Genomic DNA, 26,975 nt, shown 5'->3' on the forward strand with positions numbered 1-26,975 from the left:
TCGTTGGCTTTATCCGACACCGACTACTGTGTGATCCTCTCGGCGACGTATCGGCATTGAGGATCAGGGGGAGGGCGCGAGTGACCAAGCCGGCCCAGAGCGCTCTGGCGGCGCTGGCCCTGGCCCTGCTCGCCATCCTGCTCCTGTCCAACGGAGCTTCCTCAGCGAACGAGCCGGCACCAGTGGCCGCGGGTGCGACACTCCCCTGCGATCATCGCCCGCAGGCGGAGGAGACGTTCGACCACGCCTGGGTCCGTGACCGCCAGCAGGCCGATCAAGCCCTCAAGGACAAGAGCCCATCGGGCTTGGTGACGTTCACGCCCGTGACTCACGCGCTCGTCGCCGTCAAGCAGGCCGAGGATCCGCCATACGGGCCGCGCAGACAACAGAGCGGGGCACTGTCTCCCGTTCTCCAGGTCTTCCGCTGCTGACAGGAACAGTCGAGCGAATCGGTAGGTCCTGACACCCCGACTGACACGGGTCGTTTCCTGCTGCCCTTCGCTCGGTCCCACGCGCACGGACGAATTCCACGCGATCACGTGCGAACACCCCCCATCTTCTACATTCCGTAGAAATTCACTTTCACCAGGACAGGAGCTACAGGTGTCGAAACAACAAGATCGGACCGACGCCCGGCGGGCCAAGGTCGAAGCCATGCGGGAACAGGAGAAACGACGTTCGGCCCGCAGGAGGAACGTCATGGCCTCGGTCGCCGTGATCGGCGTGTTCGCCGTGGTGGCAGGCGTATGGCTGGCGATCGGCAGCATGGGATCCGGCGCGGACAGGACGGGCGCGAACGCGGCGGCGGGTCCCCCGCAGGTCGTGCGCCCCGACAGCCACCGGCTGCAGACCGCCGCCGACGGCAAGGTGACGCTCGTGGAGTTCCTCGATTTCGAATGCGAGGGCTGCCGCGCCTACTTCCCCGTGGTGGAGCAGCTACGCAAGACGTACGCGGGGAAGGTCACCTTCGTCGCCCGTTACTTCCCGATCAGCAGCCACTTCAACGCCGAGCGCGCCGCGCGGGCCGTGGAGGCGTCCGCCCAGCAGGGCAAGTTCGATGCGATGTACCAGCAGATGTACCAGACGCAGACCCAGTGGGCCGAAAAGCAGGCGCCCGCCGACACGTTCTTCCGCGGGATGGCCCAGGGGTTGGGGTTGGACATGGCCGCCTGGGACAAGGCGTACGACGACCCGGCCACGCTGGCGCGGGTGAAGAAGGACGCCGCCGACGGCGAGGCGCTGGGCGTGCAGGGCACCCCGACGTTCTTCCTCAACGGCAAGAAGATCGAACCCCGTGACTCCGACGAATTCAAGGCGGCCATCGATGCGGCTCTCGCCCAGTAACACCGTGCCGATCTCGGACGACGCCCTCCCCGCGACAGCGCCTTTCCCACGCCTTCTGCCCCGGCTGCTGCTGATCGGCGGCGGGGTCGGGCTGATCGCCGCGTTCGTCCTGACGATCGAGAAGATCGCGCTGCTGGAGAACCCGGCCTATGTGCCGAGCTGCAGCATCAATCCGGTGCTGTCGTGCGGGTCGATCATGCGTACGCCGCAGGCCGAGATCTTCGGCTTCCCCAACCCGCTGCTGGGCATCGCCGGCTTCGCGATCGTCACCACGGTCGGCGCCGCGCTCCTGGCGGGGGCCCGGTTCCGGCCCTGGTTCTGGCTCGGCCTGCAGGTCGGTGTCACGGCCGGCGTCGTGCTGGTGCACTGGCTGATCGTCCAGAGTCTCTACACGATCGGGGCGCTGTGCCCGTACTGCATGGTCGTGTGGGCCGTGACGGTGCCGATCTTCTGGTACGTCACCCTGCGCAACCTGGTCGCGCGCAACCTCCCACTGGCCCGGACGCTCACCGACTACCACACCGTGCCGCTCACCGTCTGGTTCCTCGCCGTCGTCACCCTGATCGGCGTGCGTTTCTGGTCCTACTGGAGCACCTTGCTGTGAGCGGCCGTGACGAGGAAGGGCGGCTCGCCGTACACGGGGTCAGACGGGCCAGTCCAGCCCGGCCAGGAGGTCGTTGTCCTCGCCGAGAAGCAGGGCGGCGGTACTGAGCAGGTGGGAGCGCATCCGGTCCGCCGCGGCACCGCCGTCGCCCGCGGCGAGCGCCTCGGCGACGGCGGTGTGCTCCACGACGATCTGGTCGGCCGTGCGGGCCGCGGGGACGGTTCGTGTGCCCTGGAGCGAGATGATGTCGCGCAGGGACGCCACGTAGTTCGACAGCCGGCTGTTCTTGGCGGCCCGGAGGATCAGGTCGTGGAAACGGCGGTCGGCGGCGAAGAACTCCTCCGGGTCGTTGCGGCGCCGGCGCATCTGCTCCAGCGTCTCCATGAGGGCCGCGACGTCCGACGGAGTCATCAGGCCGGCCGCCCGCCGCGTGGCCGGCGGTTCGAGCAGGAGGCGGAGCGTGAAGATCTCCTGCACGTCGTCGGGGGTGCTGCCGACGATCCACACGCCCCGGTTGCGCTCGATCCTGACGAGGTTCGCGTCGGCGAGGCGGAGCAGGCTCTCCCTCACCGGCGTACGCGAGACTCCGAAGCGCCGGCCCAGTTCCTCGGCGGAGTACAAGGCCCCTCTGGCGAGCTCGCCCCGGCGGATCGCATCCCGGATCTTGATGGTCAGCTCGTCGGTCTTGCTCGGAGGCCGCTGCACAGCACCCATGTACGCCGCCCTTCGTCCTTGAGTTGGGGTGACCCCCGACGCCCTAGTCTGCCGGAGAGGCGATTCGTCCAGATCCCTCCGCGGCACTCGCAGCCCGTCGGCGATGATGGATCCGGAAGCCGATCAGCACCAGTGCGGCAGCCAGGTTCACCGGCACGAGCACCCCGATGGAGATTGTGTCACTGCCCGAGAGGTCCTTGATCCAGCCGAAGGCGTAGGGACTCAGGAAGCCGGCGATGCTGCCCACCGAGTTGATCAGGGCGATGCCGCTCGCCGCGGCGACGCCGCTCAAGTAGAAGGTGGGCAGCGACCAGAACATCGGGGTGGCCGGCATGGAGGCCATGGTCGCGATCGTGATCGCGGCGAAGGCGATCAGCGGGTGCCCCAGGACGGCCATGGTGACGGCGAACGCCAGCACCGCGACCACGAGCGGTACGACGATGTGGGCCACCTGGTCGTCACGGCGGGAGAAGCGCCGCGCCATGGCGAAGACCACGATGCCCGCGAGGGTGTACGGGACCGCCGCCACGAGGCCGAGCTGCATCGGCGACAGGCCGGAACCGAGATCTGCGATGATCGACGGCATCCAGAAGATCAGCGGGTATCCGCCGAACTGGATCAGGAAGTAGATCAGGGCCAGCAGCAGCACGCGCTTGTCGCGGAAGACCGCCCATGCTCCACTCGGCGCGCGCTCCGCCCGTTCCGCGCGTTCGGCCGCCAGCGTGGTGACGAGCCAGTCGCGCTCCTCGGCGTCGAGCCAGCGCGCCTTCTCGGGCGAGTCGATGAGGACGAAGTAGACCACGAACCCCAGGATGACGGCCGCGATGCCGCCCAGCAGGAACATCCAGCGCCAGCCCTCCAGGCCGAGCGTGCCGTCGAACCACTGCAGGATCTGGCCGTTGATGATGCTGCCGAACGCGGAGGCGATCGGGATGGAGAGCATGAAGATGCCCGTCATCCGGGCCCGGATGGCGTTGGGGAACCACAGGGACAGGTAGAGGATGATGCCGGGGAAGAATCCCGCCTCCGCCACGCCGAGCAGGAAGCGGAAGATGTACAGCCCGGTCGGGCCGGTGACGAAGCCGATGGCGACCGTCATGACGCCCCAGCTGATCATGATCCGGGTGATCCACTTGCGGGCGCCGTACTTGTTCAGCGCCAGGTTGCTCGGGACCTCGAAGAGCGCGTAGCCGAGGAAGAAGATCCCCGCCGCGAAACCGAAGGCGGCGGCGCTCATCCCGAAGCTCTCGGTCAATCCTGCGCGGGCGAAGCTGATGTTCGCGCGGTCGATGTAACCGATGAAGTAGCACAGGGCCAGCAGGGGTATCAGGCGCCAGAAGACCTTGCGGTGCGTCCGTGCCGCGACGGCGGACGTAGCTGATGGCGGCGAGGGGAATGTCATGGTGGGGCCTCCTGGACCGCGCCCTTGGAACGGGAACGGCGAGAGAGCTGCGGGGGGACGGGGGTTGCATGCTACGTTACATGCAACTGGCCCGGAAGATTACTCCTGACTGACCGAATTTCAAGGGGGTCGCTCCATTGAGCACACGCACGGGTTCGACCGGCGCCGCGCTGCGCAGGCGGCTCCGGGCGGAGCTGGGAGAGATCGTCCGCACCGACGCCACGACCCGGGCCGCCTACACCTCCGACGCGTCGATCTACCGTGCGGTGCCCGCCGCGGTCGCCGAGCCCCGCTCGTTCGAGGAGCTCGAACGGGTGGTCGCCGTCGCACGGGACTGCGGGATTCCGATCACGGCACGGGGCGGCGGCACCTCCATCGCGGGCAACGCCATGGGCGACGGCATCGTCGTCGACACCTCGCGCCACCTCAACCGCATCGTGTCACTCGACCCGGACGCCCGGACGGCGGTGGTCCAGTCCGGGGTGGTGCTCGACGACCTCCGTGCCGCGGCGGCCCCGTACGGCCTGACGTTCGGCCCCGATCCCTCCACCCACGCCCGCTGCACCATCGGCGGGATGATCGGCAACAACGCCTGCGGGTCGCACTCCGTCGCGTGGGGGACCACCGCCGACAACGTTCTGGCGCTGCGCACGCTGCTCCCGGACGGACGATGGCTCGATGCCCGGCGCGGCAGCAGCGGCGACCCGGACACCGACCTGCGGCTGACCCGGCTGCGCGACCGGCACCTGGGCGTGCTGCGCACCGAACTGGGCCGCTTCGCCCGGCAGGTCTCCGGTTTCGGACTGCACCACCTCCTGCCCGAGCGCGGCTTCGACGTGGCCAAGGCCCTGGTCGGCACGGAGGGCACGTGCGGGCTCGTCGGGGAGGCGACGGTCCGGCTGGTCCCCGTGCCCCCGGCCAGGGCCCTGGTCGTCCTGGGCCTGCCGGACGTCTTCGCCGCGGCCGAACTCGCCCCCTTCCTGGCTGCCGAGGGCGCCCTGACCGTCGAGGGCATGGCGGACGACCTCCTCGCCGCCCTGCGGTCGCGGCCCGGCCGGGCCGACGCGGGAGGCGCGCTCCCCGAGGGCGGTGCCTGGCTGTACTGCGAGGTCGGCGGCGACTCGCCGGGCGCGGCCCTCGCCGCCGGGCACGCGCTGGCGCGCACCGCGGCCGGCCGGTGCTCCGGCCTGACGCGTCTGGTCACCGACGACCCGGCGCAGGTCCGTGACCTGTGGTGGATCCGCGAGGCCGGGGCGGGAATCGTCACCCGTGGCGCCGACGGCGGCTCGGCGTGGCCGGGCTGGGAGGACTCCGCGGTGCCGCCGGACCGGTTGGCCGGATATCTGCGCGACCTCTACGACCTCATGGCCGAGCACGGGCTGCGCGGCGTCCCCTTCGGCCACTTCGGCGAGGGATGCGTCCATCTGAGGTTGTCGTTTGACTTCACGAAGGAGAGCGGGGCCGCCGCCTACCGGCGCTTCATCGAAGCGGCGGCGCAACTGGTCACCGCCCACGGCGGTTCCGTGTCGGGGGAACACGGGGACGGCCGGGCCCGGTCCGAACTGCTGGAGGTCATGTACTCGCCGGAGCTGCGGACCGCCTTCGGCGCGTTCAAATCGGTCTTCGACCCGGACTCCACGCTCAACCCCGGGATCGTCGTCGACCCCCGTCCGCTCGACGACGACATCCGGCCGGGGTCAGGGCGCGCTTCCCTGCCGCTCACGCCCGTCCACGCCCTCGCCCGGGACGGCGGATCGTTCGCGAGCGCCGTCAACCGGTGTGTCGGGGTGGGCGCGTGCCGCTCGCTCGGCGAGACCGGGGCGATGTGCCCGTCCTTCCGTGCCACGCACGACGAAGTGCACTCCACGCGCGGCCGGGCCCGGGTCCTGGGCGAGATGCTCCGCGGCGGTCACATCGAGGACGGCTGGCGCTCGACCGAGGTGCGTGACGCCCTCGACCTGTGCCTTTCCTGCAAGGCGTGCGCCGGCGAGTGCCCGGTGAACGTGGACATGGCGACGTACAAGTCGGAATTCCTGCACCACCACTACGCCGGCCGGCTGCGGCCGAGGACGCACTACTCGATCGGCTGGCTGCCCGTCTGGTCCCGGCTCGTGACGGCGGTGCCCGCAGTCCCGAGGCTGGTCAACGCGCTGCTGGCCCGGCCGTGGATCTCCGCCCTCGCCAAACGGGCCGCGGGGACCGAACCTCGGCGGGACCTGATCACCTTCGCCGGCCGGAACTTCCCGCGCTGGTTCCGCCGCCGCGCGCCGCGGCCCTCCGGCGACAGGCCCTCGGTCATGTTGTGGCCCGACACCTTCACCAGCTACCACTCCCCCGAGGTCGGCCGGGCCGCCGTCGAGGTGCTGGAGGCACTCGGCTACGACGTCCGGTTGCCGGACGGCCCGGTCTGCTGCGGGCTCACCTGGCACTCCACGGGTCAGCTGACCCGCGCACGGGCCGTCCTGCGCCGCTCCCTCGACGCCCTGGACGACAACCTGCCGATCGTCGGGCTCGAACCGTCCTGTACGGTCATGCTCCGTGACGAGGCACACGAACTCCTCCCGGACGATCCCCGCGCCGCCCGCCTGAAGACCCAGGTGGTGACCCTCGCGGAACTGGTCGCGCGGCACGAAGGGCCCTGGCCCTTCGGCCGGATCGACACCGACGCGATCTCCCAGGTGCACTGCCACCAGGAGGCGAAGGGGTCCTACGACCCGGACCGGGAGGTCCTGGAACGCCTCGGCGTCCGCACCCGGGTGCTCACCGCCGGGTGTTGCGGGCTGGCAGGGAACTTCGGGTTCGAGCCCGGCCACTGGGAGGTGTCCCAGTCCTGTGCCGAGCGGCAGCTCTACCCGGCGGTCGAAGCGGCAGGCCAGGACACGCTCGTGCTGGCCGACGGCTTCTCGTGCCGCACCCAGATCGCGCAGGGCACCCGGCGCGACGGCACCCACCTGGCCGAAGTGCTGCACCGCGCCCTGTCACATGACGAGACACACTCCGCCACCACGAACTCCCCAGGAGAAACAGGATGAAGGTCGCCCTCGCTCAAATCACAGCAAGTCAGGACAAGGCGGAGAATCTGGAGGCCATCCGCCGGGCCGCAGGCGAGGCCGCCGCCGCCGGCGCGCGGCTGCTGCTCTGCCCGGAACTGGCCATGTACAACCCGGCGGCGGACGTGGAGTCCTTCGCCGACATCGCAGAGCCGCTCGACGGCGAATTCGTCCAGGCGCTGTCGGCGCTCGCCCGGCGACACGAACTGGCGCTCGTGGTGGGCGTCTACGAGCCGAGCCCGGACCCGAAGCGGGTCTACAACGTCGAGGTCGCCATCGGCCCGGACGGCGGGATCCTGGCCGTCTACCGCAAGCTCCACCTGTTCGACGCGCTCGGCTGGAAGGAATCGGACAAGGTTCTCCCCGGTGAGGTCGCCGAGGAGAACCTCGGTGTCGTCTTCGACGTCGACGGCTGGCGCTTCGGCATCGTCACCTGCTTCGACCTGCGCTTCCCCGAGCTGGTCCGCACCCTCGCCGACGCCGGCGCCGAGGTGATCCTGCATCCCACCGCGTGGACGTCCGGGCCGGTCAAGGAGGACCACCACGCGATCTTCTGCCACGCCCGCGCGGTCGAGAACACCTGCTACGTCCTGTCGGCGAACCAGTCCCCGCCGGTCTTCACCGGCCGCTCGCTGGCCGTCGACCCCATGGGCGTGGCGATCGCGGGTCTGCACGAGGATGACGGCCTGGTCGTCGTCACGCTGGACAAGGACCGCCTCACCGCGGTGCGTGAACGGCTCCCGCTGCTGTCCCTGCGACGGCTCGGCTCCGCCCGGCCCGCCGGCGACCGGGCATAAGGACCATGGCACCGCACGAGGAGCCCCCCATGGACGACCTCGCCACCGTCTTCGTCGCGACCTGCGATCTGGCCGGCCACGTGCGTGGGCGTGCCGTTCCCTCCTCGGACCACGGCTCCGTTCTGCGCACCGGCACCGGATGGGTCCCGGCCAACCTCGCGATCTCCGCGTTCGACCCGATCGCGCCCGACAACGTCTTCGGTTCGACGGGCGACCTGCGGCTGATCCCCGATCCGGCCACCGGGGTCGACATCCCGGCAGAGGGAGAGGTTCCCGGTCTCCGGCTCTACCTCGCCGACCAGACCCTGCCCGACGGAGACCCCTGGCCCTGCTGTCCCCGCACCTTCCTGCGCGGCGCGATCGAGGAGCTGCGCGAGCGCACCGGGCTCGAGGTGGTCGCCTCGATGGAGCACGAGTTCGTCCTCGGCGGGCTGCCCGCGAGCCGGCCCTTCTCCCTGCGGCGCTTCCGCGAGGCGGAGCCCTTCGGCTCGGACCTCGTACGGCTCCTGCAACAGGCCGGGCTGGAACCGGAGAACTGGCTCCCGGAATACGGGGACGGCCAGTTCGAGATCACCCTGCGTCCCGCTACCGCGATGGTCGCCGCCGATCGGGCCGTCCTGCTCAAGGAGCTGGTGCGTGACCTCGCCCGCCGTCGCGGTCTGCCGGTCAGCTTCTCGCCCCTCCTGTCCTCCGACGGGGTGGGCAACGGCGTCCACGTCCACCTGAGTCTGCGTGACGCCGAGGGCCGTCCCGTCCTGTTCGACCCGTCACGTCCTGGCGGGCTCTCGGCGCTCGGCGCCCGGTTCTCCGCCGGCATCCTGCGCCACGCACCGGCGCTGACCGCCTGGACGGCGCCGAGCCCGGTCTCCTTCCTCCGGCTGACGCCCCACCGCTGGAGCGCCGGCGGGGTGTTCCTGGCCGAGCGCAACCGGGAATCGCTGCTGCGGATCTGCCCCACGACACAGCTCGCAGGAGCCGATCCGGCCGCGCAGTTCAACCTCGAGTACCGCGCGGCGGACGCCACCGCCAACCCCTGGCTGGCTCTGGGTGTCCTCATCCGGGCCGGGCTGGAGGGCCTGACGCACGCCTACGACGAGCCTGCCGTGTGGCCGGAGGACACCGACGAATCGGCGCTCGCCGGTGTCCCCGCCCTCCCCTCATCACTCGAAGCGGCCCTGGACGCACTCGAAGCGGACGACGTCGTCCGGGCGTGGTTCGACCCTCGGCTCCTCGCGACCCATCTGTCGGTCAAGCGGTCCGAACTCGCGCAACTCGACGGCCTGGACGACGCCGCACGCATCCGGAAGGTCTCCGATGTCTACTGATTCCCTGACGGAGGCGATCGAGGAGCTGCCCCTCGTGGACCACCACGTCCACGGCGCGCTGCGCGGCGACGTCGACCGCGCCGGGCTGGAGCTGATGCTCACCGAGTCCGACCGCCCGATCCCGCCGTGGATGACGCAGTTCGACTCGCAGGTCGGATTCGCGGTGCGCCGCTGGTGCGCGCCGGTACTCGGGCTCGACCCGCACGCGTCCCCGGAGGCATATCTGGCCAGGCGCGGGGAACTGGGGACCGCTGAGGTCACCCGCAGACTGCTCACGGCGTCGGGAATCGACCACTACCTGCTGGAGACCGGCTACAAGGGAGAGGAGATCCTCGGCATCGACGGCATGGCCCGGGCCTCCGGGCGCCGCGTCGACGAGGTCATCCGGCTGGAGGCCGTGCTGGAGGACGTGGCGCGCGGTGGCGTGGCCGCCGCCGACCTCCCCGAGCGGTTCCGCGAGACCCTCGCCCGGCGGACAGCCGACGCGGTCGGCCTCAAGAGCATCGTCGCCTACCGCTTCGGCTTCGACTTCGACCCAGAGCGGCCGACCGATGCCGAGGTCGCCGCGGCGGCGGGGCAGTGGCTGGCGCAGTGCGAGAAGACGGGGGAGGTCCGCGTCACCGACCCGGTGCTGCTCCGGTTCGGCCTGTGGTCCGGGGTCGACCGCGGGCTGCCGATCCAGTTGCACGCCGGGTACGGCGACCCCGACGTGGAACTGCACCGCTGCGACCCGCTGCTGCTCACCCGGTTCATCAAGAGCGTGCGGCCGCACGGAGTCGACCTGCTCCTGCTGCACTGTTACCCCTTCCAGCGCAACGCCGGCTATCTGGCCCAGGTCTTCCCGCACGTCTACTTCGACGTCGGACTCGGCGTGAACTACACCGGCATGCGCTCCGACGCCGTGGTGGCCGAGTCGCTGGAGCTGGCCCCATTCGCCAAGATCCTCTTCTCCTCCGACGCCTGGGGTCCGCCCGAACTGCACCACCTCGGCGCGCTGTTGTGGCGGCGCGGCATGCTGCGCACGCTGGCGCCGTGGGTCGAAAGCGGCGAATGGGCCGTCGACGACGCGATCCGGGTCGCGCGCATGATCGGACGCGACAACGCGCGGCGGGTCTATGGCCTGGCGGACGGCGCATGAGCACCGGCGACACCATCCGCACGCTCGCGACCGAGCTCGAACGGGAGCTGGACGGCGCCGTCGAGCTACGCCACCGGCTCCATGCGCGGCCTCACCTGTCCGGCACCGAAGCCGCGGCCCGCGATCTGGTTCTCGCCGCACTGCCCAGCCGTCACGGCCACACCGAGGTCGCCGGCACCGGAGCCGTGGTCCGCGTGGGCGGTCCCGGCCCGGCCATCGCCGTGCGCGGTGAACTCGACGCCCTCGCGGTGCACGAGGAGACCGGCGTGCCCTGGGAATCAGAGCACCCCGGCGTCATGCACGCCTGCGGCCATGACGTGCACCTGGCCGCGCTGGTCGCCCTCGCCCGGGCCGTGGACCGGGTGGGCGGCCCCGCCCCGCTGCTCGCCGTCCTGCAACCGCGCGAGGAGACGTATCCCTCCGGCGCGCGGGACATCGCCGAGGACGGGATCCTGGAGCGGGAGCAGTGCAGGGCGGCCATCGGGGCCCACGTCCAGCCGCTGCTCGCCGCCGGAACCGTCGCCTGCACGCCCGGCGGCGTCAACGCCTCGGCCGACGAGTTCACGGTGACGGTCCGCGGCCGTGGCGGCCACGCGGCCTACCCGCATCTCACGCGCGATCCCGTCGTCACGCTGGCCCACGTCGTCGTCGCCCTCCAGAGCCTGGTGAGTCGCGAGATCGACCCCATGTCCTCCGTCGTGCTGAGCGTCACGACCCTGGCCGCCGGGACGGCGGCGAACGTCGTGCCCGGCTCCGCCACGGCACGCGGCACGATACGCGCGATGCGCACGGCCGACCGCGAGGTCGTCCACGAGCGGCTCGTGGACGTCGCCACCCTGGTGGCCACGGCGCACGGCTGCGCCGCGGAGGTCGAGATCACCCGTGGCGAGCCCGTGCTCGACAACGACGCGACGCTGACCGCCGCCACCCAGCCGCTGCTCGGCGCGCTCGGGCTGAAGGTCGCCTCCGATCTGCGGTCCGCGGGCGCGGACGACTTCTCCTACTTCTCGGAGCGCAAGCCCTCACTGATGTTGTTCGTGGGCACGCACGGCGGCACCGAGCAACTGCACTCGCCGACGTTCCTGCCGCCCGACGAACGCATCCGCGACGTCGCCCATGCCATGCTCGCCGGCTACCTGGCCGCCGCAGACCTGTACATCTGAACCCGGGCGACGCGGCAGCCGTACCCCCGAGCAGGTGTCCAACGGGACGGGCGGGCGGATGGCACACGGCATTACGCACGACGAGACGGCGATCAGGCCCGGTGGCGACCCGGCGCTGATCGGCGGCCATCGCGTCATCCGGCGACTCGGCTCGGGCGGGATGGGCGTGGTGTACCTGGCCGAGACCCGGGCACGCACCCCGGTGGCGATCAAGGTGATCCACCAGCACCTCGCCGCCGACCCGGCGTTCCGGCGGCGCTTCCGCCGCGAGGTCATGACCATGCGGCGGGTCGCCCGCTTCTCCACGGCCGCCGTGATCGAGGCCGACCTCGACGGCGACCTCGCCTACGTCGTGACGGAGTACGTGCCGGGGCCCACGCTCCTGGCCGCCGTCAGTCGGCGGGGCCCGATGTCGGGCTCGGAGCTCGAAGGGCTCGCCATGAGCATCGCGGTCGCGCTGCGTGCGATCCACGCGGCAGGCGTCGTCCACCGCGACCTCAAGCCGTCGAACGTGCTGCTGTCGCCCGTCGGGCCCAAGGTCATCGACTTCGGCCTGGCGTACACGGCCGACTCGACCACCCTGTCCGTCACCAGGATGGGCACGCCGGCGTTCATGGCTCCCGAGCAGGTGCTCGGGTCGACGTCCTCCGCCTCCGACGTGTTCGCGTGGGGCGGCGTGATGGTGTTCGCGGCGGCCGGGCGGCCGCCGTTCGGTTCCGGGGCCGGTCATGACGTGCTGTACCGGGTGGTCCACGAGGACCCTGTGCTGCCCGAGTTCGACCGCGTGCTCTCCGAGCTGGTGCGGCGGGCGCTCAGCAAGGATCCGGCGGCCCGCCCGACGGCCGAGGAACTCGTGGACGCGCTCGGGGCCGGAGCCACGACGGTACGGCTTCCCGCCCCGCCGGTGCGGCGCGGGCACGGCAGACTGGTGTGGGGCGGCCTCACGGCGACCCTGCTGCTGGCGGCCGGTGCGATCGTCACCTCCCAGACGACCGCGAACCGTCCTCCTGCGCCTCCCGTGGACGCACGGCCACTTCCCGGTGCGAACCCCCTGCTCGCCGACGGGGTGCGCTTCTACACTCAGCCGGACACCGAAGCGGCGCGACAGGCGCGGACGTGGGCCGCGCAGGGCAGGCCCTCCGACGCCGCGCTCATGCGCGCACTGTCCCGCATCCCCCAATCGATGTGGCTGGCCGGCAACTCGCCCGCGGACGTCACTCGCACCGTACGCGAGGCGGTCACACAGGCGCATCGGCAGGCGACCGTCCCGGTGTTCGTCACCAACAACATCCCGGGCCGCGACTGCTGGAACGGCGGCGCCCCCGACACCGGCGCCTACCGAGGGTGGATCAACGCCGTCGCCGAGGGCATCGGCGACCGCCCCGCCGTCGTCGCCCTGGAACCGAACTCCCTGACCCGGATGCCCGGGAGCCCGGAATGCCCGCAGGACGGGAAAGCCGCCGTGCGGCGTTACGCCGACCTTTCCTACGCCGTCGAGACGCTCACCGGGCTGGCCCGCACCGCCGTCTACCTCGACGGCGGCGTGCCGGGCTGGCCCGCGTTCACGCAGATGGCCGAACGGCTGGTCAACGCGAACGCCGCACGCGCCGACGGCTTCTACGTCAACGCGGTCGGCTACCGCCCGACCGGGCAGTCGCTGACGTACGCCTCGAAGTTGGCCAGGTGCGTCCATCTGAAGGCCGTCTCGTGCGGTGAGGCAGAGCTCGCCGCGATCCCGGATGACGCGCCCGGCCTGCCCCACTTCGTCATCGACACCAGCCGCAACGGCCTGGGCGAATGGCAGCCGCCGCCTGGCCGCTTCCCCACTCCGGACGAATGGTGCAATCCACCCGGCAGGGGAGCGGGCACCCGCCCGACCACCGGCACAGGGACCCCTCTCGCCGACGCGTTGTTATGGCTCAACACCCCCGGCTACTCCAACGGCCGCTGCACACGCGGCACCTTCGGACCGGCGGACCCGGCGTACGGCATCGTCACCCCTGCCGCCGGCCAGTGGTGGCCCGACCAGGCCCTTGAACGCGCCCGCAACGCCGTCCCACCACTGACGCCCTGACCGGCGTCACCTCGCACCGGGGACGGCGCCCAGGATGTCGCGGCAGGCGATCAGGCCCAGCTGGCGGGAGTCCTGCGAGCGTGTGGTGTTGTCCCCGGCGACCGCGACATGGTCGGCCGGCACGTGTGACATGTCCGGCAGGGCCGGGACGAGCCAGTCGGGCAGCGGGTCACCGGCGACCGCGACGACTCGCTTGATCCGGTGCGGCAGTTGCTCGTCCGCCACCCGGAACACGATCACCTCGCGGCGTCGGGGGTCGCGGCGCAGCCTCCGCGCGAGCAGGCGCTGGCCGTCCCGCAGGGTGGGCGACATGCTGTTGCCCCGCACGATCACCCTGAACCATCCGATCATCGCACCCTCGCATCCTGGTAGCCGTCGGCCTGGAGGCGGAACAGCCGGGCGTACTCGCCGTCCGCGTCCATCAGCTCGTCGTGACTGCCCCGCTCGGCGATCCGGCCGTCGACGAGCGTGACGATCAGTTCCGCGCCGCGCAGCGCGGACATCCGATGGGAGATCAGCAGCCGGGTACGGCCCTGCGCGTGCCGGCGCAGGGTGCTGTGCACACGGTGCTCACCCTCGGCGTCCAGCCCCGAGGTCGGCTCGTCGAGCACGATCAGCTCGGCGTCGGTGCGCATCAGGCAACGGGCCAGGGCCACCCGCTGCCACTGCCCACCGGACAGCGTCACACCGGCCCGGTCGCCATCGTCCGTGTGCGTCCTGGACAGCACGGTGTCGTAGCCGTTGGGCAGTGCCGCCACCGTGTCGTCGGCACGCGCCGCCCGCGCGGCCGCGACGATCCGCGACCGGTCGTCGAGCTGACGGACCTGCCCGATGCCGATGTTCTCCGCCGCGCTCAGGTCGTAGGTCATGAACTCCTGGAACACCACACCGATCCGGGCGCGCAGTGCCGCGACGTCCAGCTCGCGGAGGTCCACACCGCCCCAGGTGATCGTGCCGCGCTGCGGGTCGTAGAACCGGCACAGCAGTTTCACCAGCGTGCTCTTGCCCGCGCCGTTGACGCCGACGAGCCCCACGGCGGCGTCGGCGGGGATGGTCAGGTTCACTCCGCGCAGCACCCACGGACCGTCCTCGCCGTAACGGAACCAGACGTCCCGCAGCTCGATGGTCGCCGGCGAAGGCGGCGTGCCCGTGCCGGCCGGCAGGTCGTCGCCGGTGTCGAGGACGTCGAGGTAGTGCCCGAACAGCCGCACCGCGCGTCCTGCCTCGCCGAGTTGGAGCACCACGGCGGACAGCCCGGTCTGCACGCCGGCCACCGCACCGAGGAACAGCACCAGGTCTCCGACCGACGAACCGCCGGTGACGACGTTCGTGGCGACCACGACCGTGCCCACTCCGGTGACGGCGGCGCCGAGCAGCGCGAGCCCGCTCTGCACCAGCGTGCCCCGGCGTGCCGCGGACAGCCGTGCGTGCGAGACCGTCGCCAGCGAGTCGATCATCCTGGTGTGCAGCAGCGTGCCGAGGCCGAACAGCCGGATCTCCTTGGCGGCACGCACGTCGGTGAGCAGGGCCCGGTAGAACAGGCGGCGTCGGTCGGTGGCCACCCACGCCTCCTCGGTGGCCGCCTCGCGCCGCGCGGTCGCCAGCCTGGCGAGCACGGCGACCACCACCGATGCGAGCAGCAACAGGGTCATCGGCGGCCACACCACCAGCAACGCACCCGCGAAGCTGGTGAGCAGTACCACTGAGCGGACCAGCTCCTGCGCGAACTGCGAGACCGTGCCGGGCGCTTCCTGCGCGGCCTGCTCGGCGAGCCGCAGCCGGTCGTGGAAGGCGGGATCCTCGATGTGCCGCAGTCCCGGCAGGGTGGCGACCCGCTGGAACAGCCGGCTCTCCACAGTCAGCGTGACGCGGTGCCGGACCACTTCACCGAGGTGGCCGGCGAGGTAGAGCAGGGCGATGGCGAGCCCGCCGGCGATCGCAGAAGCGATGGCCAGGAACACCGCCCGGCCCGTGCTCGCCGCACCCGAGGTGAGCTCGTCGACCAGCAGCCTCGTCAGCCATGCCCCGGTCGCGGGCGCGGCACCCGCGAACACGGTGAGCGCCAGGGTGGTGGTGGCGCTCACCGGCGCGGACCGGAACGGCAGCGCGAGCGCCGCCACGCCCGCGCGGGAGGCGGATCGGGTCATGCCACCTGCGTCGGGGCGCCGGTGACATCCGCGAAGTCGTCGAGCCGGGTGCCGGACGCGGTCACCACGCCGCTGTGCGTGTGCAGCAGCGTCGGGAACGCGACGACCTCGAACGCGGTCAGCACGGGATCGTCGACGCCGATGACCGCGACCCGGCCGAGGGCGCCGAGCTTGGCGACCTGCCGCGCGGTTGCGTCGGGGGCGTCCTGGTCACCGTGCACAATGGAGACGAACCGGGCGGCCGGCGGGGCGGTGACGAGCGCGTCGGACAACATCCGGCACGGCCCGCAGCCGACCTGGAAGAACCCGACCTGGACCGGGCCGTCGAGATCGGCCTCGGTGATCGCGGCGCCGTCGGTGCCGGTGACCGAGAACGGGCGGACGACCGTGCCGGGCCTCGGCACATGCGTGTTGTGGGCGTGACCGCCGCCGCCGTGCTGCTGCAGTTCGCTGAGCTCGCGGATCCGCGCGACCAGCCCGAACGTGAACAGCAGGTGCACCGCACCCACGACGGCGAGCAGGACGACGGCGGTGGTGAGCAGGGTCAACGCTTCCTCCCGGCGGGAACGAGGAGGAAGGCGACGTCCTCCCAGCGGGTCGTGAGCAGGCCGAGGAACGCTCCGGTGACCAGAGCGACCAGCATGGCCGGGGCGGACATGGGCACGTCACCGGCGATCACGCCGGCGACGGCGACGGCGACCAGCAGGCCGTTGCGGACGAGGTGCTGCGGGCCGAGCAGGCCGCCGCCCGCGCCGAAGCACTGGCAGCGCACGGACTGCCTGGCGAGGACCGCCCGGGCGATGCCGGCGCAGAACAGGATGAGGAGCACGGCCGCCAGGGCGTAGCCGGCCGGCCGCGTGCCGGGGACGGCGAGCAGCACCACGGTGGCGGCCTCCCCCGCAACGACCGTGCCTGCGGCAGGACCGGCGGGCAGCCACCGTGGCCCGATCGCCGCGACCGAGTCGCGGAACTCGGCGAACCCCTGCCGGGAACGCGTCTTCCCCACTACCGCCGCGAAGAAGACGACGGCGAGCAGCACGCGAGCGAGCAGGTCGAGCACGGCAGCCTCCGGACGGATTCGGTGGCCGGCGGGGCACGCGGTGGCGTCCCCGCCGGCCGCTCCGATCAGTGTGTGTCTTACTTGCAGCTGGTCGATTTGGAGCTGCAGAGGCCGTTGCAGTTGAAGCGGTAACCCTTCTTGCAACACTGGCCGTTCTCCGGCACGCACGCACCGGCTTCCACCTTCGGCAGCACCATTCCGACGAGCCGCTCACCCGTTCGCTGCGCGAGTCGCTTCATTCCAGCTCCTTCCATGACCAACTACGCGGACGCCGACCAGAGGAACCAGTAATTCCGGCCTCCCGGCCACGGCAAGTACCGCACCGTCCGGGTTTGACCAGAACACCGCGCTATTGCCCCCTGGCGGCGTCGACAAAATTGCCCTGATTCCCATCAAGAGTCAAGACCTGTGAATCAAGAAGTTCTATGCGGCTGTGGGTACGGGTGGTTATCCATGGGGTCCATGCGGAATCCATGCGGGATCCATGCGCACGGCTGCCACAGTGTTTCCAAATCCCATCTCGGAGATTGGTTGATGCGTATATGAGGCACCGCCGACCGGCGCCCACTGAACGGCACAAAAGATATTGGCCAAGTCGGTCCGGCGGGGCATGCGGTGGCGTCCCCGCCGGCCGCTCCGTTCAGTGCGTGTTTACTTGCAGGTGGACGAGACCGAGTTGCAACCGCCGGTGCAGCTGAAGCGGTAACCCTTCTTGCAACACTGGCCGTGTTCCGGCACGCATGCACCGGCTTCCACCTTCGGCAGCACCATTCCGACGAGCCGCTCACCCGTTCGTTGCACGAGTCGCTTCATTCCAACTCCTTCCGTGACCAACAACGTGGACGCCGACCAGAAGATCCAGTGATTCCGGCGCCCTGGTCACGGCAATTACCGCACCGTCCGAGTTTGGCCGGAATATCGTACTCCCCTGGCGGTGCCGACAAGGCTGCCGTGATCCCTGCGGAATGTCGTTAGCAGACAGTCCACATCTTCTTGACGATGTGTCTATGGAAGCGGCGGACGAGGGCAGATCTGGGCGGGCAAGCCGACCGGCACCTGCTTGCGGTCATCGTCGGTCAGGTCGCGTCCCAGTACCTCGCACACTCGCCGCTCCCATGCCGACACGTCCAGCGGCAACACATCGGTGACGTATCCTTCCGTCCCGTCCCCGGCCCTCAATCGCAGAAGTGTTCTGCCGTCGGCCGAGACGCCGAAGAACTCCTGAACCAGGCCGAAGGTGTAGGTGCCGTCGTAGGTCACCCCGTCGTGCCCGTCATCGTCTTCGGCGACGGGCAGCCCGTAGATGTGGATCTCCTTGTCGCTGATCAGGAACAGCTTGTGCTGTTGCTCGACGAACATGGAGAACGTCCGCTGACCGGCACCGCCGCTGTTCTCCGAAAGCGACCGCAGCGGGCCGAGCAGCTTCTTCAGCGGCTGGCTGAGCCATACCTCCGGCAGCCCGCCGGAGCGGAACACCAGCAGATACCTGTTGGTGGGGTCGAAGGTGAATCCCTCGATGGTGCCCGGCCCCGTCTGCATCCGCCGCCCGTCGACCTCCTTGCCGGTCCTCAGATCGATGGTGTGAATGTAGCCCCGCCCTCTCACGGCTACCAGGAGATGGTCGGAGTTCCATGGGCTGGGTTGTATTTCCCCAACGCTGGAACCGGGTCCCGTCAGGTCATAACCGCTCTTGCGCCGTCCCGTCCTGACATCCCAGCGTTCCAGCCGTCTCCCCGCGAGCGTCAGCAGGTCGCCGTTCTTGAGGAAGAAGAAGGTCAGTCGTTCCGTGTCCCCCGCGCTGTCGCGTGGTGGCATGGCCGAGGTGATGTGGGTGACGGTGTCGAGCGAGGGAAGAGTACGCACGACCAGTTTGTCGGCGGCCACCGGGTCGACGACATGACGTTCGTCATGGCTCACCGCGGGCTTGCCGTAGGCGTCCAGGCCGGACGCGGTCGTGGCCCGGTCCACCTCGGCGATCGTCCGTTGCGCCCCGCCGGTTTCGCTCACCCGAAGTTTCTTGCCGCCCTCGGCCTGAGCGATCATTCTGCGCCCGTCGCGCAGCAACTCCGGTTCGCCAGACCGTTCTTCCCGGTTTCTCAGCGAGGTGCGAACTACGGTGGTGCGGGACATGGTCAGAAATGCGGGAGAGCCCGGCGCGTCGACCAAGGCGAGCGGGCTCGGTTCCTCCTGCGCCTCGATCCACGTTGACGACAGGCGCGAGCCCTGCCGCAGGTCGACCAGCCCCCAGCCGGATCGTTCCAAAATCATCGCGTGTCGCCCGGAGACGTCCACAGTGAAGTCGCGACACGGAATCGCACTTCGATACCGCCCCTGCTGCGTCCCGCCGGGCAGCCGCAGCGCCGTGTACACGGCACCGCTGCCCGAGTTCGCGCAGGTCACCGCGCTCGTGCCGTCGCCCGAGACCCGCAGGCCGTCCGCCTTGCCGAGCCGCTTGAGGTTCACCGTCCTCCACAACTGCTCGCCGACGCTCGTGAGCACCCAGAGCCCGCCGTCGCTGAGCGCCACGAGGGTCTTTTCGTCAGGGCCGAAACGTACCGACTTGGCGTCGAAGCCGATCGTCCATGCCTGCTCGGGAGCCGTCACGCCCAGGGACTGCAGCACCACCGTGTCCGGCCCGGTGGTCACGATCCACCCGTCGTCGCCGGACGGTATGACGTCGGCTCCCCGGGCGGGGAAGCCTTCGGGTTTCTCGCGTTTCTGCCGCGAGAGCGTGTGCCCGTCGTCCAACGGCCGTCCATTGTCCGGATCGACGCTGTGCCACACCATGCTGCCGTCGTCGAGGGCGTACGCGATGAGAGCGCCGTCGGACGACACGGCGGGCTGGCTGGCGCCCCCTCTGTCAGGCAGGTGCCGGAGCCGGTAGTCGCCCTGCTCCGAACGGACGTAGAGCGTTGCCGTACGCGAGTCCGTAGTGACGAGAACCACTCGTCCGTCGGCGCTCGCGTCCGCCTCGGCCAACAAGCCCAACGCCCCCGACGCGATCGCCGTCGTGTCCCGATGCTCGACGTACCGCTGGAGCAACTGGTTACGCGCCTCCCAGGTCGGCGACGAATGAACCGCCTCGATCGCCAGCATCGCGGAAAGCTGGGGATCTCGTCCGGCCAGATCGGACGCTGTTCTCGCCAGCGCTCTCGACCGCGCCTCGGCCGCCCGATCCTCGCTGACCCGTCCCTGGACGATCACCGTCGTCGTCAGGACGGCCAGCCCGGTCACGACCGCGACCGCCAGCACCCACCAGACACGTTTCGTCGACGACCTGCGGCGTTCGTAGCGGCGTCCCCGTTCCAGATAATCGCGCTCCACCGTGTTCAGATCCGTCTGCCGACCGGTCAACCACTTCTCGGCCTCTGCCAGTGCGTCAGCTCTGGGCAGCCGCTCCACGGTCTCGCCGGTCTCCTTCCAGCGCTCGATGTCGTCGTTCAGCACGGCACGCCATTCCAGGAACTTGCGGTCCGCCGTCACCTGCCCGGCAAGTCGTGGCCATTCGACGGTCAGCGCCTCGTGGGCCAGTTCCACGGTCTCGCCCCGGTCCGCATCCCTGCCCACCACGAGCAGGCGCCGGTCCGCGAGCGCCCGGACGATCGGCCACTGATCCTGCGCCACGTCCGCATGTGGCACCACCCGCCGCAGGGGCGCCTCACTGCCCGGCGACACCCGCACGAGCTGGGTCAGCAGTGCCCGTCCTGCGCTCTCGTGCGATTCGGGAACGCATTCGTGCCAGATCCTCTCGGCTTCTTCGGCCAGCGCCCCGCGTACACCGCCGAGTTCCAGGTAGGCCTCGAAGGAGATCCGCCCATGCCACCGCTCCTGCCACAACTTCTCCAGCACGAAGCCCAGAAGCGGGAGTGCGCCCGGCTCGTTCCCCGCGTCGTCCAGCATCTTCTCGACGAGCATCGGGGCGTACGCGACAGCCGGAATGGCGGCGAGCGGTCGTTCGATGACCTTCTTCAACTGCTCACGGCGCATGGGATTGAGCGCGTAGACGGCACTGCCCAGCCCGCTCCCCAGCGCGGGATGGGACAACCCCGCCTCCAGGAAATCAGCCCGCAACGTGAGCAGCACGCACACCTCATCCGGCGGCCGGTCGGGGAACAACACCTCAGCGGCGCACTGCGCCTCCTCGGGAGAGCAGACGAGCAGCTCCTCGGCCTGGTCGACCACGACGAGCAACCGTTCGGCCCGGGAGCCGCGCAGGACCAGCGGCGCGACCTCGGCCAGTCCCTGCCGCCCCACCTCTACGCCTGCCAGCCCGGGAGGCAAATGTGCGGACAGTTCGGCACTGAGCGCAGATACCAGGGAACGTCCGATGGACGGCCGGACGACGACGACCTCGTACGCGGCCTGCCGCAACGCCGGCACCACGCCCGCCAGCGCCAGCGAGGACTTACCGCACCCCGACGGTCCGACCAATGTGACCCGCGGTTGCGCGTGGACAAGACGTACGACATCCTCGGTCTCGCTCTCACGTCCGAAGAAGACCTCCTCATCGTCAGGGGAGAAGGCGGACAGCCCTCGGAACGGCGATTGCGGGTCTATCAGGTCCTGGACGGACGGCACAGCCTCTTTCACCGTGCGCGTGGGAATGAAGAACCCTTGCCGCGAACCGCCACGCTGGGCGGCCACCACCATGCCGACCACGCCGCCGAGTTCCTCATCCCATACCGGGCTCCCGCTGAAACCTCCGGTGAGCGGGACGCCGGACGGCCTGTCAAGCTGCACCCATCCCTGCCCCGTGGGCCCAAGCGCCCGCCCGTCGTGCCAGCCCCCGTCCGCCAGCCCTTCGGGGAAGCCTGGTATGTGCACCCGGTGGTGCCAGAGGTCATCGGCATCCACCATGAGGACCGGGCGGGCGCCGGATATCGCGGTGTCCAGCCGCAGGATGGCGATGTCTCCGCTCTCGTCGTCAGCCGGGGGGACCCACGCCTCGACACAGGCCGTGACAGATGACGGCATCGGCCGGATGAACGGCAGGTCCAGACTGATCCGGGTGCCGGGATCGAGCGAATCCGTCGATGACAGACCCAGCGCGCCGGAGACCACATGGGCGCACGTGACGGCCCTGTCGGCGCCGATCAGAAACCCCGCGCCGGCGATCAGCCCATCCGGGCCGCGGACACGCAGTGTGGCGCGTTTGAGCACATCATCCCCACTGCGTCGCACCATGACCCCGTGACTTTCCGCCCGCCAGATCTCACGTCAGGCTCCTGACAGGAGTATGGCCAGAGACCGCTCCTCACGGTTTGCCTTTCCACGACAAAGTCACGGAGAAGTTGGCTTCCGTGGCGGTGCTGGCGATCACCACATCAGCCTCGGCGGAGAGTGCGATCCCGAACTCCACCGTGATCTCATCCGGCGTCTGCGCCAGGTCGCCGAAACTGGCGACGAACTTCTCGGCCACCGGGCGAATGGTGTCGAGCATCTCGCCGAACGACCGGGACGCGCGGCCGACCACGCGCCCGGCCCGGCCGACACGGACCGGCGCATCGCCGTCCCTGTCCTGAACCTCCACCTTGACGACGTGGCCTTCCTCGCCGACCGGCAGTTCCACCACACGCATCGAGCACGCTCCCGTCTGATGGGAAGAGCCGCGGCACCAGCGGTGCCGTCCCAGCTCCCCGGCTTTCCCGGGAACCATCTGAGCACGACGTGAACCCAGCGCGCCTCGATTCGCTCCACCTCGCATGGATCGCAGCTCTCCAGGGCCACGGCGGGGCTAGTAGACTCCCGAGCGGCAACTCGCGCGCACAGAACTAGGGAAAGATAGCTTGTCAACCTTTGTTGTATTCGACCTTGAGTTCACATCATGGCCTGGAGCGCTTGAGGAGGACTGGTCGGGCCCGGGGCAGCTTCGCGAGATTGTGCAGATCGGCGCTCTGCGTTTAAGAGAAGACTTTTCCATCGTCGAAGAGTACGAAGTTCTGGTGCGGCCGGTAGCCAATCCGAAATTGTCCGCATTTTTTACTGATCTTACCGGCATCAAGCAGGAAGCAGTGGACCAGAACGGCCTCCCTCCTGCTGCGGCTCTCGGCGACTTCCTGGGATTCTGCCAGGACCAGACTGTGCTCTCCTACGGCAACGACATGGTCGTACTCGGAGAGAACGTCGGCTGGGCGCGATTCCGCGGAGAAGAGATCAAGAACAGCATTCTCTCCGCCGACTTCCTGAATATCCGGCCCTGGTTGAACACTCATGCGCCGAAGACCGCAGCGGCTAATTCCGGTCGCCTGTGGCAGGCGCTCGGCCTGCCCCAACCCATGGCAGGCAAAGAGCATTCAGCGCTCTTCGACTGTTACTCGATCGCCGCAGCGCTCAGGCACCTCTGCGGCGCCGGGGCCACCCTGCCAGAGGGTTGCCTCTGACCTCGTGAGTCAGACCGCCCGCGCGATGCAGATGCGGGCGTTCAGTCGCGGCCCTGCCTCGTAGAACATGTACTCGACGCCGTTCTGGGTGCCGAACGACGGCGCTGCCACTCTGCCGTTGTCCGAGGAGATCGGGGAGTGGAAGACGCCGAGGTGCGTCTCCCTGTCGAAGTTGTTGCCGACCTCGGTGATCCGCATCCTGCCGTCGTTGCCGTGATAGGCCACGTAGGTCGTTCCGTTGCGCTTGACGAGGGTGGCGCCGGAGATGTCGGTCACGCCGTCGGGTTCGGGGTTCACCAGCGGGGTCGCGCTGAACTGCCAGCCGTCCCAGCCGTTGGGCGACCAGCCGTAGAAGATGCGACGGCCGTTGCGCAGCCCCATGAAGATCATCACGTACTTGTTGTTCCGGCCGGGCAGCCGATGCTCGAAGACCCGCGCGTAGGAGGTCTCGGAGGTGCCGGGCACCAGGCGGGTGCTCAGGATCGGGGTCTCGTTGGTGAAGGTGATGCCGTCGGTGGAGCGGGCCACGCGCGTGGTGAAGTTCTCGCCGTGGAAGTAGCAGAAGAACTGCCGGGTGGCGGCGTCCCAGGTCACGTGAGGTGAGGACACGTGGGAGACCGTGGTGGTCGGCAGGCGGTTGTCGATGGTCGGGTTGCCCGAGTAGTCGTCGAAGGGGCCTGCCAGGGAGTCGGCGAAGGCCACGCAGATGCCGCCAGGGTTCTCGTGAGGGGCGTAGTAGAGGTAGTAGCGCGCTCGGGGATCGCTCAGCTTGTCGTACACGCCTCTGATACAGGGGAAGATGAACTCCCCCGTCGGGTTGTGGCTGAGCGGCAGGGCCAGCGCGTCGCGCAGATACCGGTAGGTCGGCATCCCGGCCGGGCCGGCCGCCGCGTTCGCGGGCGGTCCGAGACCCAGGCCCGCGGCCACGCCCGCCGCCCCGCCCAGCAACACGGTCCGACGTCGGATCAATTGGTGGGGAGTGTGCAATTCGACTCCTTCACGCTGCGTCGTGGTGCGAATTCACACGCTCGCTCCCAGCGGAATGCTGCGTCAAGACGCTAATACGAATTATCACAAGAAAACCCACCCTTGACAGCATGAGGTGTCGTACGGAAGATAAGGCCCATCAAGCCGCTGATGCGCCCCGGCCCTGCCGCTCACGGCCCGAGCGGTGGGGCCGCCACGCGGCGCATCGGAGCGCACTGCTCAAACGCGGCTTCCCGCGCGGTATTCAGAAGGCGACTGACCAGTGCCGGCTTTGAAGACCCGGCTGAGATAGAACGCACTGCGATACCCGCACCGTTCGGCGATGTTCTGCAGGGTGAAGTCGGTCCCGGTCAGCAGCTCCCGTGCTCTGCGCAACCTGACGCCGCGAAGGTACTGGATCGGCGTGACGCCTCGAACGTCGCGGAAGCGTCGCGAGAGCAGCGAAGGGCTGACGCCCAGCGTTCGCGCGAGGTCACCGAGCGAAAGATCCGGCGAGGTGAAGTCATCGAGGATGAAGGCGATCGCCTTGCGCACCAGGGCATCCTCACGCGTGCCCGCACGCGCCCTTTCCCGATGTACGGCTATGAGGACATCGTTGATCACATGGGCCACGACCATGTCGGCTTCCAGCCCTTGACGACCTTCTTCGGCAGTGGATTGCGTGGATTCGAGAAGTGCGAGATTGGCGCGCAGCCGGTCGACGTCGCGCAATCGGCTGCAGCCGATCGGCGGCTCCAGAACGGTCAGGAATCGCGCGAAGAAGAACGACGTCGGCGCGCGCATCCGTCGCCGTAGTGTGCTGCCGGGTGGGCTGATGACCACATCGCCGAAACGCGCTTCGCCTCGAAGTCCCGCCTCCCCCACACATCTACATCCGTTTCTGGACGCCGCTGTCTCCTCGACCTCGTAGGCGAACGCCCCGTTCCGGGGTAGCAGCATGCACCATCCCTCGTACGTGTCGGAACCGAGGCTGAAGTGGGGGCGCCGGGGCGCCAGAACGTAGCCGTCAAGGCTCGGACCATCTGCGGGCATCCTTTGATCTCCCCTCAAAAATGTGCATGGCCTCGGCCGAAACGGCCATTCCGCAGGCCAACGCAGCCGGAAAGGATGTGAAGACCCTGCGGTCCACCGGCTCGAAGGATCTCGGTGCACCGCGTGCGACCAACGCTTCGACGGGACGGAATCGATGGAACTGAGGGCCGATATTTGTGTGTACGGGGGAACGCCCGCAGGCTGTGTCGCCGCCGTCACGGCACATCAGGAGGGCGCGTCCGTCATACTCGTCGAGCCAGGTCGCCTGCTGGGCGGAATGCTGGGCGCGGGGATCAAACCACTGCAGGACTGCCCACTTCCCGAGGCGGTGGGCGGCCTGACGAAGGATGTGGTCTTCCGATTCGGGAACCATCCCCCGGACATCGTGCGCGGGTTCCACGAGTGGGTCGCCGATGCCGGCATCACCGTGATTTTCGAGCACCGTGTTCTTTCGGTGACGCGGAACGGTGAGCGTATCGACACCATCCAGCTTGAGTCCGCGCCGCCGGACGAATGGGGAGTCCCCTCGCCTGCAGCCGAACCGGGAGAGCCTTGCGGCGTGTCGGCTTCGATTTTCGTCGACGCTTCTTATGAGGGCGACCTGATGGCTCTCGCGGGTGTTCCCTATCGGACCGGGCGCGAATCGCGCCAGGCGTTCGGCGAGCCGCTGGCCGGTGTCGGGCAAATCACGAACTGGACGCCGATCGACCCCTATGTCGTTCCAGGCGACAGCACCAGTGGGCTCATCCCGCTCATCGACGAGGACCACAGATTGCCGATCGGCTCGGCGGACGGCTACACGCAGGCATACAACTTCCGCTTCTATCTGACGGCTGACATGCGGCACAAGGCGGCGATCACCGCGCCGGAGAGCTACTCGCCGGACACGTTCGAGCTGGTCCGCCGCTACGTCGAGCACATCAAGTCCACAAGTAAGAGCACTGATGACCAGCTGGCCAGACTCCGGGACATATTTCCCGGCTGGCTCAACTCAGGTGAATACAACTACCAGCGAGCCTCTCTCGTCACGAACGCGCCCGTCGGCGTGAGCCACGACTACCAGGACGGCGACTGGAACGTCCGATCGCGGATCTGGCGCCACCACATCGACTACCTACGTGGCCTGCACCACTTCCTCTCGACCCACCCGGAGGTGCCCGAGGAGTTCCGCCGGGAGACGGCCGCGTACGGCCTGGACGCCGACGTCTTCCCTGAGACCGGTGGGTGGCCGCACCAGCTGTATGTACGGGCGTCCCGGCGGCTCAAAGGCCGGTACCTCCTCACCCACTCGGATGTGCTGAACCAAACTGATCCTTCCGATGCCATCGGGCTCGCCCTCTTCGGTGTGGATGTGTACCCCGCTCGGCGCATCGCTCGTCACGATCCCTCGACAGGGCGACTCGGGGTGGCGACCGAGGGGGACATGTTCATCGGCGGACACATGGGAACGGGCCGGCCGTATCCCGTTCCCTACCGTGCCATCACCCCGCACAAGAGCGACTGCGGAAATCTGCTCGTGCCCGTGTGCCTGTCGGCGACGCACATCGCGTATGCGGCCACGCGCATGGAGCCCGTCTTCTGCGTTCTCGCGGAGTCGGCCGCCGTCGCGGCGACGGCGGCGATCCGCGATCGTGTCGCCGTTCAGGACATCGACACCGAGCAGCTGCGCAAACGCATCACCGAGAGAGGCCAGGTCCTTGCCTGGAGCCCCAGCCCCCAGGAGTCCGAGCCCACCGGATGAACGGCCCGCCGTGCGGG

23 protein-coding genes are annotated in these 26,975 nt (G+C 69.4%); 11 read left to right on the forward strand and 12 right to left on the reverse strand.

Annotation, left to right across the window (positions count from 1 at the left end; translation table 11 throughout):
* The first annotated feature begins 80 nt into the window (after nucleotides 1-80).
* The 3 genes from ACFOY2_RS22590 to ACFOY2_RS22600 all read left to right on the forward strand — a co-directional run bounded on the left by ACFOY2_RS22590 (nucleotide 81) and on the right by ACFOY2_RS22600 (nucleotide 1,948).
* Complete coding sequence (locus tag ACFOY2_RS22590; RefSeq protein WP_379530058.1) at nucleotides 81-431, forward strand: hypothetical protein; 351 nt, start codon at nucleotides 81-83, stop codon at nucleotides 429-431.
* 172 nt (nucleotides 432-603) lie between these two features.
* A complete protein-coding gene (locus ACFOY2_RS22595) occupies nucleotides 604-1,344 on the forward strand; it encodes a DsbA family protein (protein ID WP_379530059.1) in 741 nt (246 codons plus the stop codon).
* Nucleotides 1,325-1,948: a vitamin K epoxide reductase family protein gene (locus ACFOY2_RS22600; protein WP_379530060.1), complete on the forward strand. Its 624-nt coding sequence runs from the start codon at nucleotides 1,325-1,327 to the stop codon at nucleotides 1,946-1,948. Before ACFOY2_RS22595 ends, ACFOY2_RS22600 begins: the two co-directional genes overlap by 20 nt.
* 39 nt (nucleotides 1,949-1,987) lie before the next feature.
* On the opposite strand, the gene ACFOY2_RS22605 is transcribed toward ACFOY2_RS22600, so the two are convergent.
* Nucleotides 1,988-2,662 carry a GntR family transcriptional regulator gene (locus tag ACFOY2_RS22605; RefSeq protein WP_379530061.1) on the reverse strand — a complete coding sequence of 225 codons (675 nt, stop codon included), beginning with the start codon at nucleotides 2,660-2,662 and terminating at the stop codon, nucleotides 1,988-1,990.
* A 43-nt stretch (nucleotides 2,663-2,705) separates the two neighbouring features.
* Nucleotides 2,706-4,064 (reverse strand): MFS transporter, encoded by a 1,359-nt coding sequence (locus ACFOY2_RS22610; protein WP_379530062.1) that lies wholly within the window; start codon nucleotides 4,062-4,064, stop codon nucleotides 2,706-2,708.
* Nucleotides 4,065-4,201: 137 nt separating this feature from the next.
* Between ACFOY2_RS22610 and ACFOY2_RS22615 the strand changes: the two genes are divergently transcribed.
* The 6 genes from ACFOY2_RS22615 to ACFOY2_RS22640 are packed head-to-tail and all read left to right on the forward strand — an operon-like array spanning nucleotide 4,202 to nucleotide 13,611.
* The gene (locus ACFOY2_RS22615) at nucleotides 4,202-7,096 is read left to right on the forward strand and encodes an FAD-binding and (Fe-S)-binding domain-containing protein (protein WP_379530063.1); all 2,895 of its coding nucleotides are present in this window, start codon (nucleotides 4,202-4,204) and stop codon (nucleotides 7,094-7,096) included.
* Nucleotides 7,093-7,911: a carbon-nitrogen hydrolase family protein gene (locus ACFOY2_RS22620; protein ID WP_379530064.1), complete on the forward strand. Its 819-nt coding sequence runs from the start codon at nucleotides 7,093-7,095 to the stop codon at nucleotides 7,909-7,911. Before ACFOY2_RS22615 ends, ACFOY2_RS22620 begins: the two co-directional genes overlap by 4 nt.
* Nucleotides 7,912-7,940: 29 nt before the next feature.
* The gene (locus ACFOY2_RS22625) at nucleotides 7,941-9,236 is read left to right on the forward strand and encodes a glutamine synthetase family protein (protein ID WP_379530065.1); all 1,296 of its coding nucleotides are present in this window, start codon (nucleotides 7,941-7,943) and stop codon (nucleotides 9,234-9,236) included.
* A complete protein-coding gene (locus ACFOY2_RS22630; protein ID WP_379530066.1) occupies nucleotides 9,226-10,374 on the forward strand; it encodes an amidohydrolase family protein in 1,149 nt (382 codons plus the stop codon). The genes ACFOY2_RS22625 and ACFOY2_RS22630 overlap by 11 nt, the downstream gene beginning before the upstream one ends.
* Nucleotides 10,371-11,537, forward strand: a complete 1,167-nt coding sequence (locus ACFOY2_RS22635; protein WP_379530067.1) for a M20 metallopeptidase family protein — start codon at nucleotides 10,371-10,373, stop codon at nucleotides 11,535-11,537. The genes ACFOY2_RS22630 and ACFOY2_RS22635 overlap by 4 nt, the downstream gene beginning before the upstream one ends.
* Nucleotides 11,538-11,571: 34 nt before the next feature.
* Nucleotides 11,572-13,611, forward strand: a complete 2,040-nt coding sequence (locus tag ACFOY2_RS22640; RefSeq protein WP_379530068.1) for a glycoside hydrolase family 6 protein — start codon at nucleotides 11,572-11,574, stop codon at nucleotides 13,609-13,611.
* Nucleotides 13,612-13,617: 6 nt separating this feature from the next.
* On the opposite strand, the gene ACFOY2_RS22645 is transcribed toward ACFOY2_RS22640, so the two are convergent.
* The 8 genes from ACFOY2_RS22645 to ACFOY2_RS22680 all read right to left on the reverse strand — a co-directional run bounded on the left by ACFOY2_RS22645 (nucleotide 13,618) and on the right by ACFOY2_RS22680 (nucleotide 22,396).
* Complete coding sequence (locus tag ACFOY2_RS22645; RefSeq protein ID WP_379530069.1) at nucleotides 13,618-13,962, reverse strand: S26 family signal peptidase; 345 nt, start codon at nucleotides 13,960-13,962, stop codon at nucleotides 13,618-13,620.
* Entirely contained in the window at nucleotides 13,959-15,758 is a 1,800-nt protein-coding gene (locus tag ACFOY2_RS22650; protein ID WP_379530070.1) for an ABC transporter ATP-binding protein, read from the reverse strand. The genes ACFOY2_RS22645 and ACFOY2_RS22650 overlap by 4 nt, the downstream gene beginning before the upstream one ends.
* Nucleotides 15,755-16,306, reverse strand: coding sequence for a TlpA family protein disulfide reductase (locus ACFOY2_RS22655; protein ID WP_379530071.1), 552 nt, complete (start codon nucleotides 16,304-16,306; stop codon nucleotides 15,755-15,757). The genes ACFOY2_RS22650 and ACFOY2_RS22655 overlap by 4 nt, the downstream gene beginning before the upstream one ends.
* On the reverse strand, nucleotides 16,303-16,818 hold the full coding sequence (locus tag ACFOY2_RS22660) for a MauE/DoxX family redox-associated membrane protein (protein WP_379530072.1): 516 nt from the start codon (nucleotides 16,816-16,818) through the stop codon (nucleotides 16,303-16,305). The genes ACFOY2_RS22655 and ACFOY2_RS22660 overlap by 4 nt, the downstream gene beginning before the upstream one ends.
* A gap of 77 nt (nucleotides 16,819-16,895) precedes the next feature.
* Complete coding sequence (locus tag ACFOY2_RS22665) at nucleotides 16,896-17,057, reverse strand: hypothetical protein (RefSeq protein ID WP_379530073.1); 162 nt, start codon at nucleotides 17,055-17,057, stop codon at nucleotides 16,896-16,898.
* A 412-nt stretch (nucleotides 17,058-17,469) separates the two neighbouring features.
* Entirely contained in the window at nucleotides 17,470-17,631 is a 162-nt protein-coding gene (locus ACFOY2_RS22670) for a hypothetical protein (RefSeq protein ID WP_379530074.1), read from the reverse strand.
* A gap of 192 nt (nucleotides 17,632-17,823) precedes the next feature.
* Nucleotides 17,824-22,002 carry an nSTAND1 domain-containing NTPase gene (locus tag ACFOY2_RS22675; RefSeq protein ID WP_379530075.1) on the reverse strand — a complete coding sequence of 1,393 codons (4,179 nt, stop codon included), beginning with the start codon at nucleotides 22,000-22,002 and terminating at the stop codon, nucleotides 17,824-17,826.
* Between the two features lie 70 nt (nucleotides 22,003-22,072).
* Nucleotides 22,073-22,396: a CU044_2847 family protein gene (locus ACFOY2_RS22680; protein WP_357807616.1), complete on the reverse strand. Its 324-nt coding sequence runs from the start codon at nucleotides 22,394-22,396 to the stop codon at nucleotides 22,073-22,075.
* Nucleotides 22,397-22,604: 208 nt separating this feature from the next.
* On the opposite strand from ACFOY2_RS22680, the gene ACFOY2_RS22685 reads away from it, so the two are divergent.
* Nucleotides 22,605-23,198, forward strand: coding sequence for an exonuclease domain-containing protein (locus ACFOY2_RS22685; protein WP_379530076.1), 594 nt, complete (start codon nucleotides 22,605-22,607; stop codon nucleotides 23,196-23,198).
* A 9-nt stretch (nucleotides 23,199-23,207) separates the two neighbouring features.
* On the opposite strand, the gene ACFOY2_RS22690 is transcribed toward ACFOY2_RS22685, so the two are convergent.
* Both ACFOY2_RS22690 and ACFOY2_RS22695 read right to left on the reverse strand, forming a co-directional pair.
* Entirely contained in the window at nucleotides 23,208-24,167 is a 960-nt protein-coding gene (locus ACFOY2_RS22690) for a hypothetical protein (protein ID WP_379530077.1), read from the reverse strand.
* A 237-nt stretch (nucleotides 24,168-24,404) separates the two neighbouring features.
* Nucleotides 24,405-25,124, reverse strand: coding sequence for a helix-turn-helix transcriptional regulator (locus ACFOY2_RS22695; RefSeq protein ID WP_379530078.1), 720 nt, complete (start codon nucleotides 25,122-25,124; stop codon nucleotides 24,405-24,407).
* 247 nt (nucleotides 25,125-25,371) lie between these two features.
* On the opposite strand from ACFOY2_RS22695, the gene ACFOY2_RS22700 reads away from it, so the two are divergent.
* On the forward strand, nucleotides 25,372-26,958 hold the full coding sequence (locus ACFOY2_RS22700) for an FAD-dependent oxidoreductase (RefSeq protein ID WP_379530079.1): 1,587 nt from the start codon (nucleotides 25,372-25,374) through the stop codon (nucleotides 26,956-26,958).
* Nucleotides 26,959-26,975: the final 17 nt, after the last annotated feature.

It is taken from the genome of Nonomuraea purpurea, assembly GCF_042650645.1.
GTDB classification, from domain to species: domain Bacteria; phylum Actinomycetota; class Actinomycetes; order Streptosporangiales; family Streptosporangiaceae; genus Nonomuraea; species Nonomuraea purpurea.

Excerpts from the sequence above, each read along its gene's own strand:
- ACFOY2_RS22670 (WP_379530074.1), bottom strand. The coding sequence starts at position 17,631 with ATGAAGCGACTCGTGCAACGAACGGGTGAGCGGCTCGTCGGAATGGTG.
- ACFOY2_RS22600 (WP_379530060.1), top strand. The coding sequence starts at position 1,325 with ATGCGGCTCTCGCCCAGTAACACCGTGCCGATCTCGGACGACGCCCTC.
- ACFOY2_RS22635 (WP_379530067.1), top strand. The coding sequence starts at position 10,371 with ATGAGCACCGGCGACACCATCCGCACGCTCGCGACCGAGCTCGAACGG.
- ACFOY2_RS22605 (WP_379530061.1), bottom strand. The coding sequence starts at position 2,662 with ATGGGTGCTGTGCAGCGGCCTCCGAGCAAGACCGACGAGCTGACCATC.
- ACFOY2_RS22700 (WP_379530079.1), top strand. The coding sequence starts at position 25,372 with ATGGAACTGAGGGCCGATATTTGTGTGTACGGGGGAACGCCCGCAGGC.
- ACFOY2_RS22650 (WP_379530070.1), bottom strand. The coding sequence starts at position 15,758 with ATGACCCGATCCGCCTCCCGCGCGGGCGTGGCGGCGCTCGCGCTGCCG.
- ACFOY2_RS22630 (WP_379530066.1), top strand. The coding sequence starts at position 9,226 with ATGTCTACTGATTCCCTGACGGAGGCGATCGAGGAGCTGCCCCTCGTG.
- ACFOY2_RS22645 (WP_379530069.1), bottom strand. The coding sequence starts at position 13,962 with ATGATCGGATGGTTCAGGGTGATCGTGCGGGGCAACAGCATGTCGCCC.
- ACFOY2_RS22625 (WP_379530065.1), top strand. The coding sequence starts at position 7,941 with ATGGACGACCTCGCCACCGTCTTCGTCGCGACCTGCGATCTGGCCGGC.
- ACFOY2_RS22680 (WP_357807616.1), bottom strand. The coding sequence starts at position 22,396 with ATGCGTGTGGTGGAACTGCCGGTCGGCGAGGAAGGCCACGTCGTCAAG.
- ACFOY2_RS22665 (WP_379530073.1), bottom strand. The coding sequence starts at position 17,057 with ATGAAGCGACTCGCGCAGCGAACGGGTGAGCGGCTCGTCGGAATGGTG.
- ACFOY2_RS22620 (WP_379530064.1), top strand. The coding sequence starts at position 7,093 with ATGAAGGTCGCCCTCGCTCAAATCACAGCAAGTCAGGACAAGGCGGAG.
- ACFOY2_RS22675 (WP_379530075.1), bottom strand. The coding sequence starts at position 22,002 with ATGGTGCGACGCAGTGGGGATGATGTGCTCAAACGCGCCACACTGCGT.
- ACFOY2_RS22695 (WP_379530078.1), bottom strand. The coding sequence starts at position 25,124 with ATGCTGCTACCCCGGAACGGGGCGTTCGCCTACGAGGTCGAGGAGACA.
- ACFOY2_RS22610 (WP_379530062.1), bottom strand. The coding sequence starts at position 4,064 with ATGACATTCCCCTCGCCGCCATCAGCTACGTCCGCCGTCGCGGCACGG.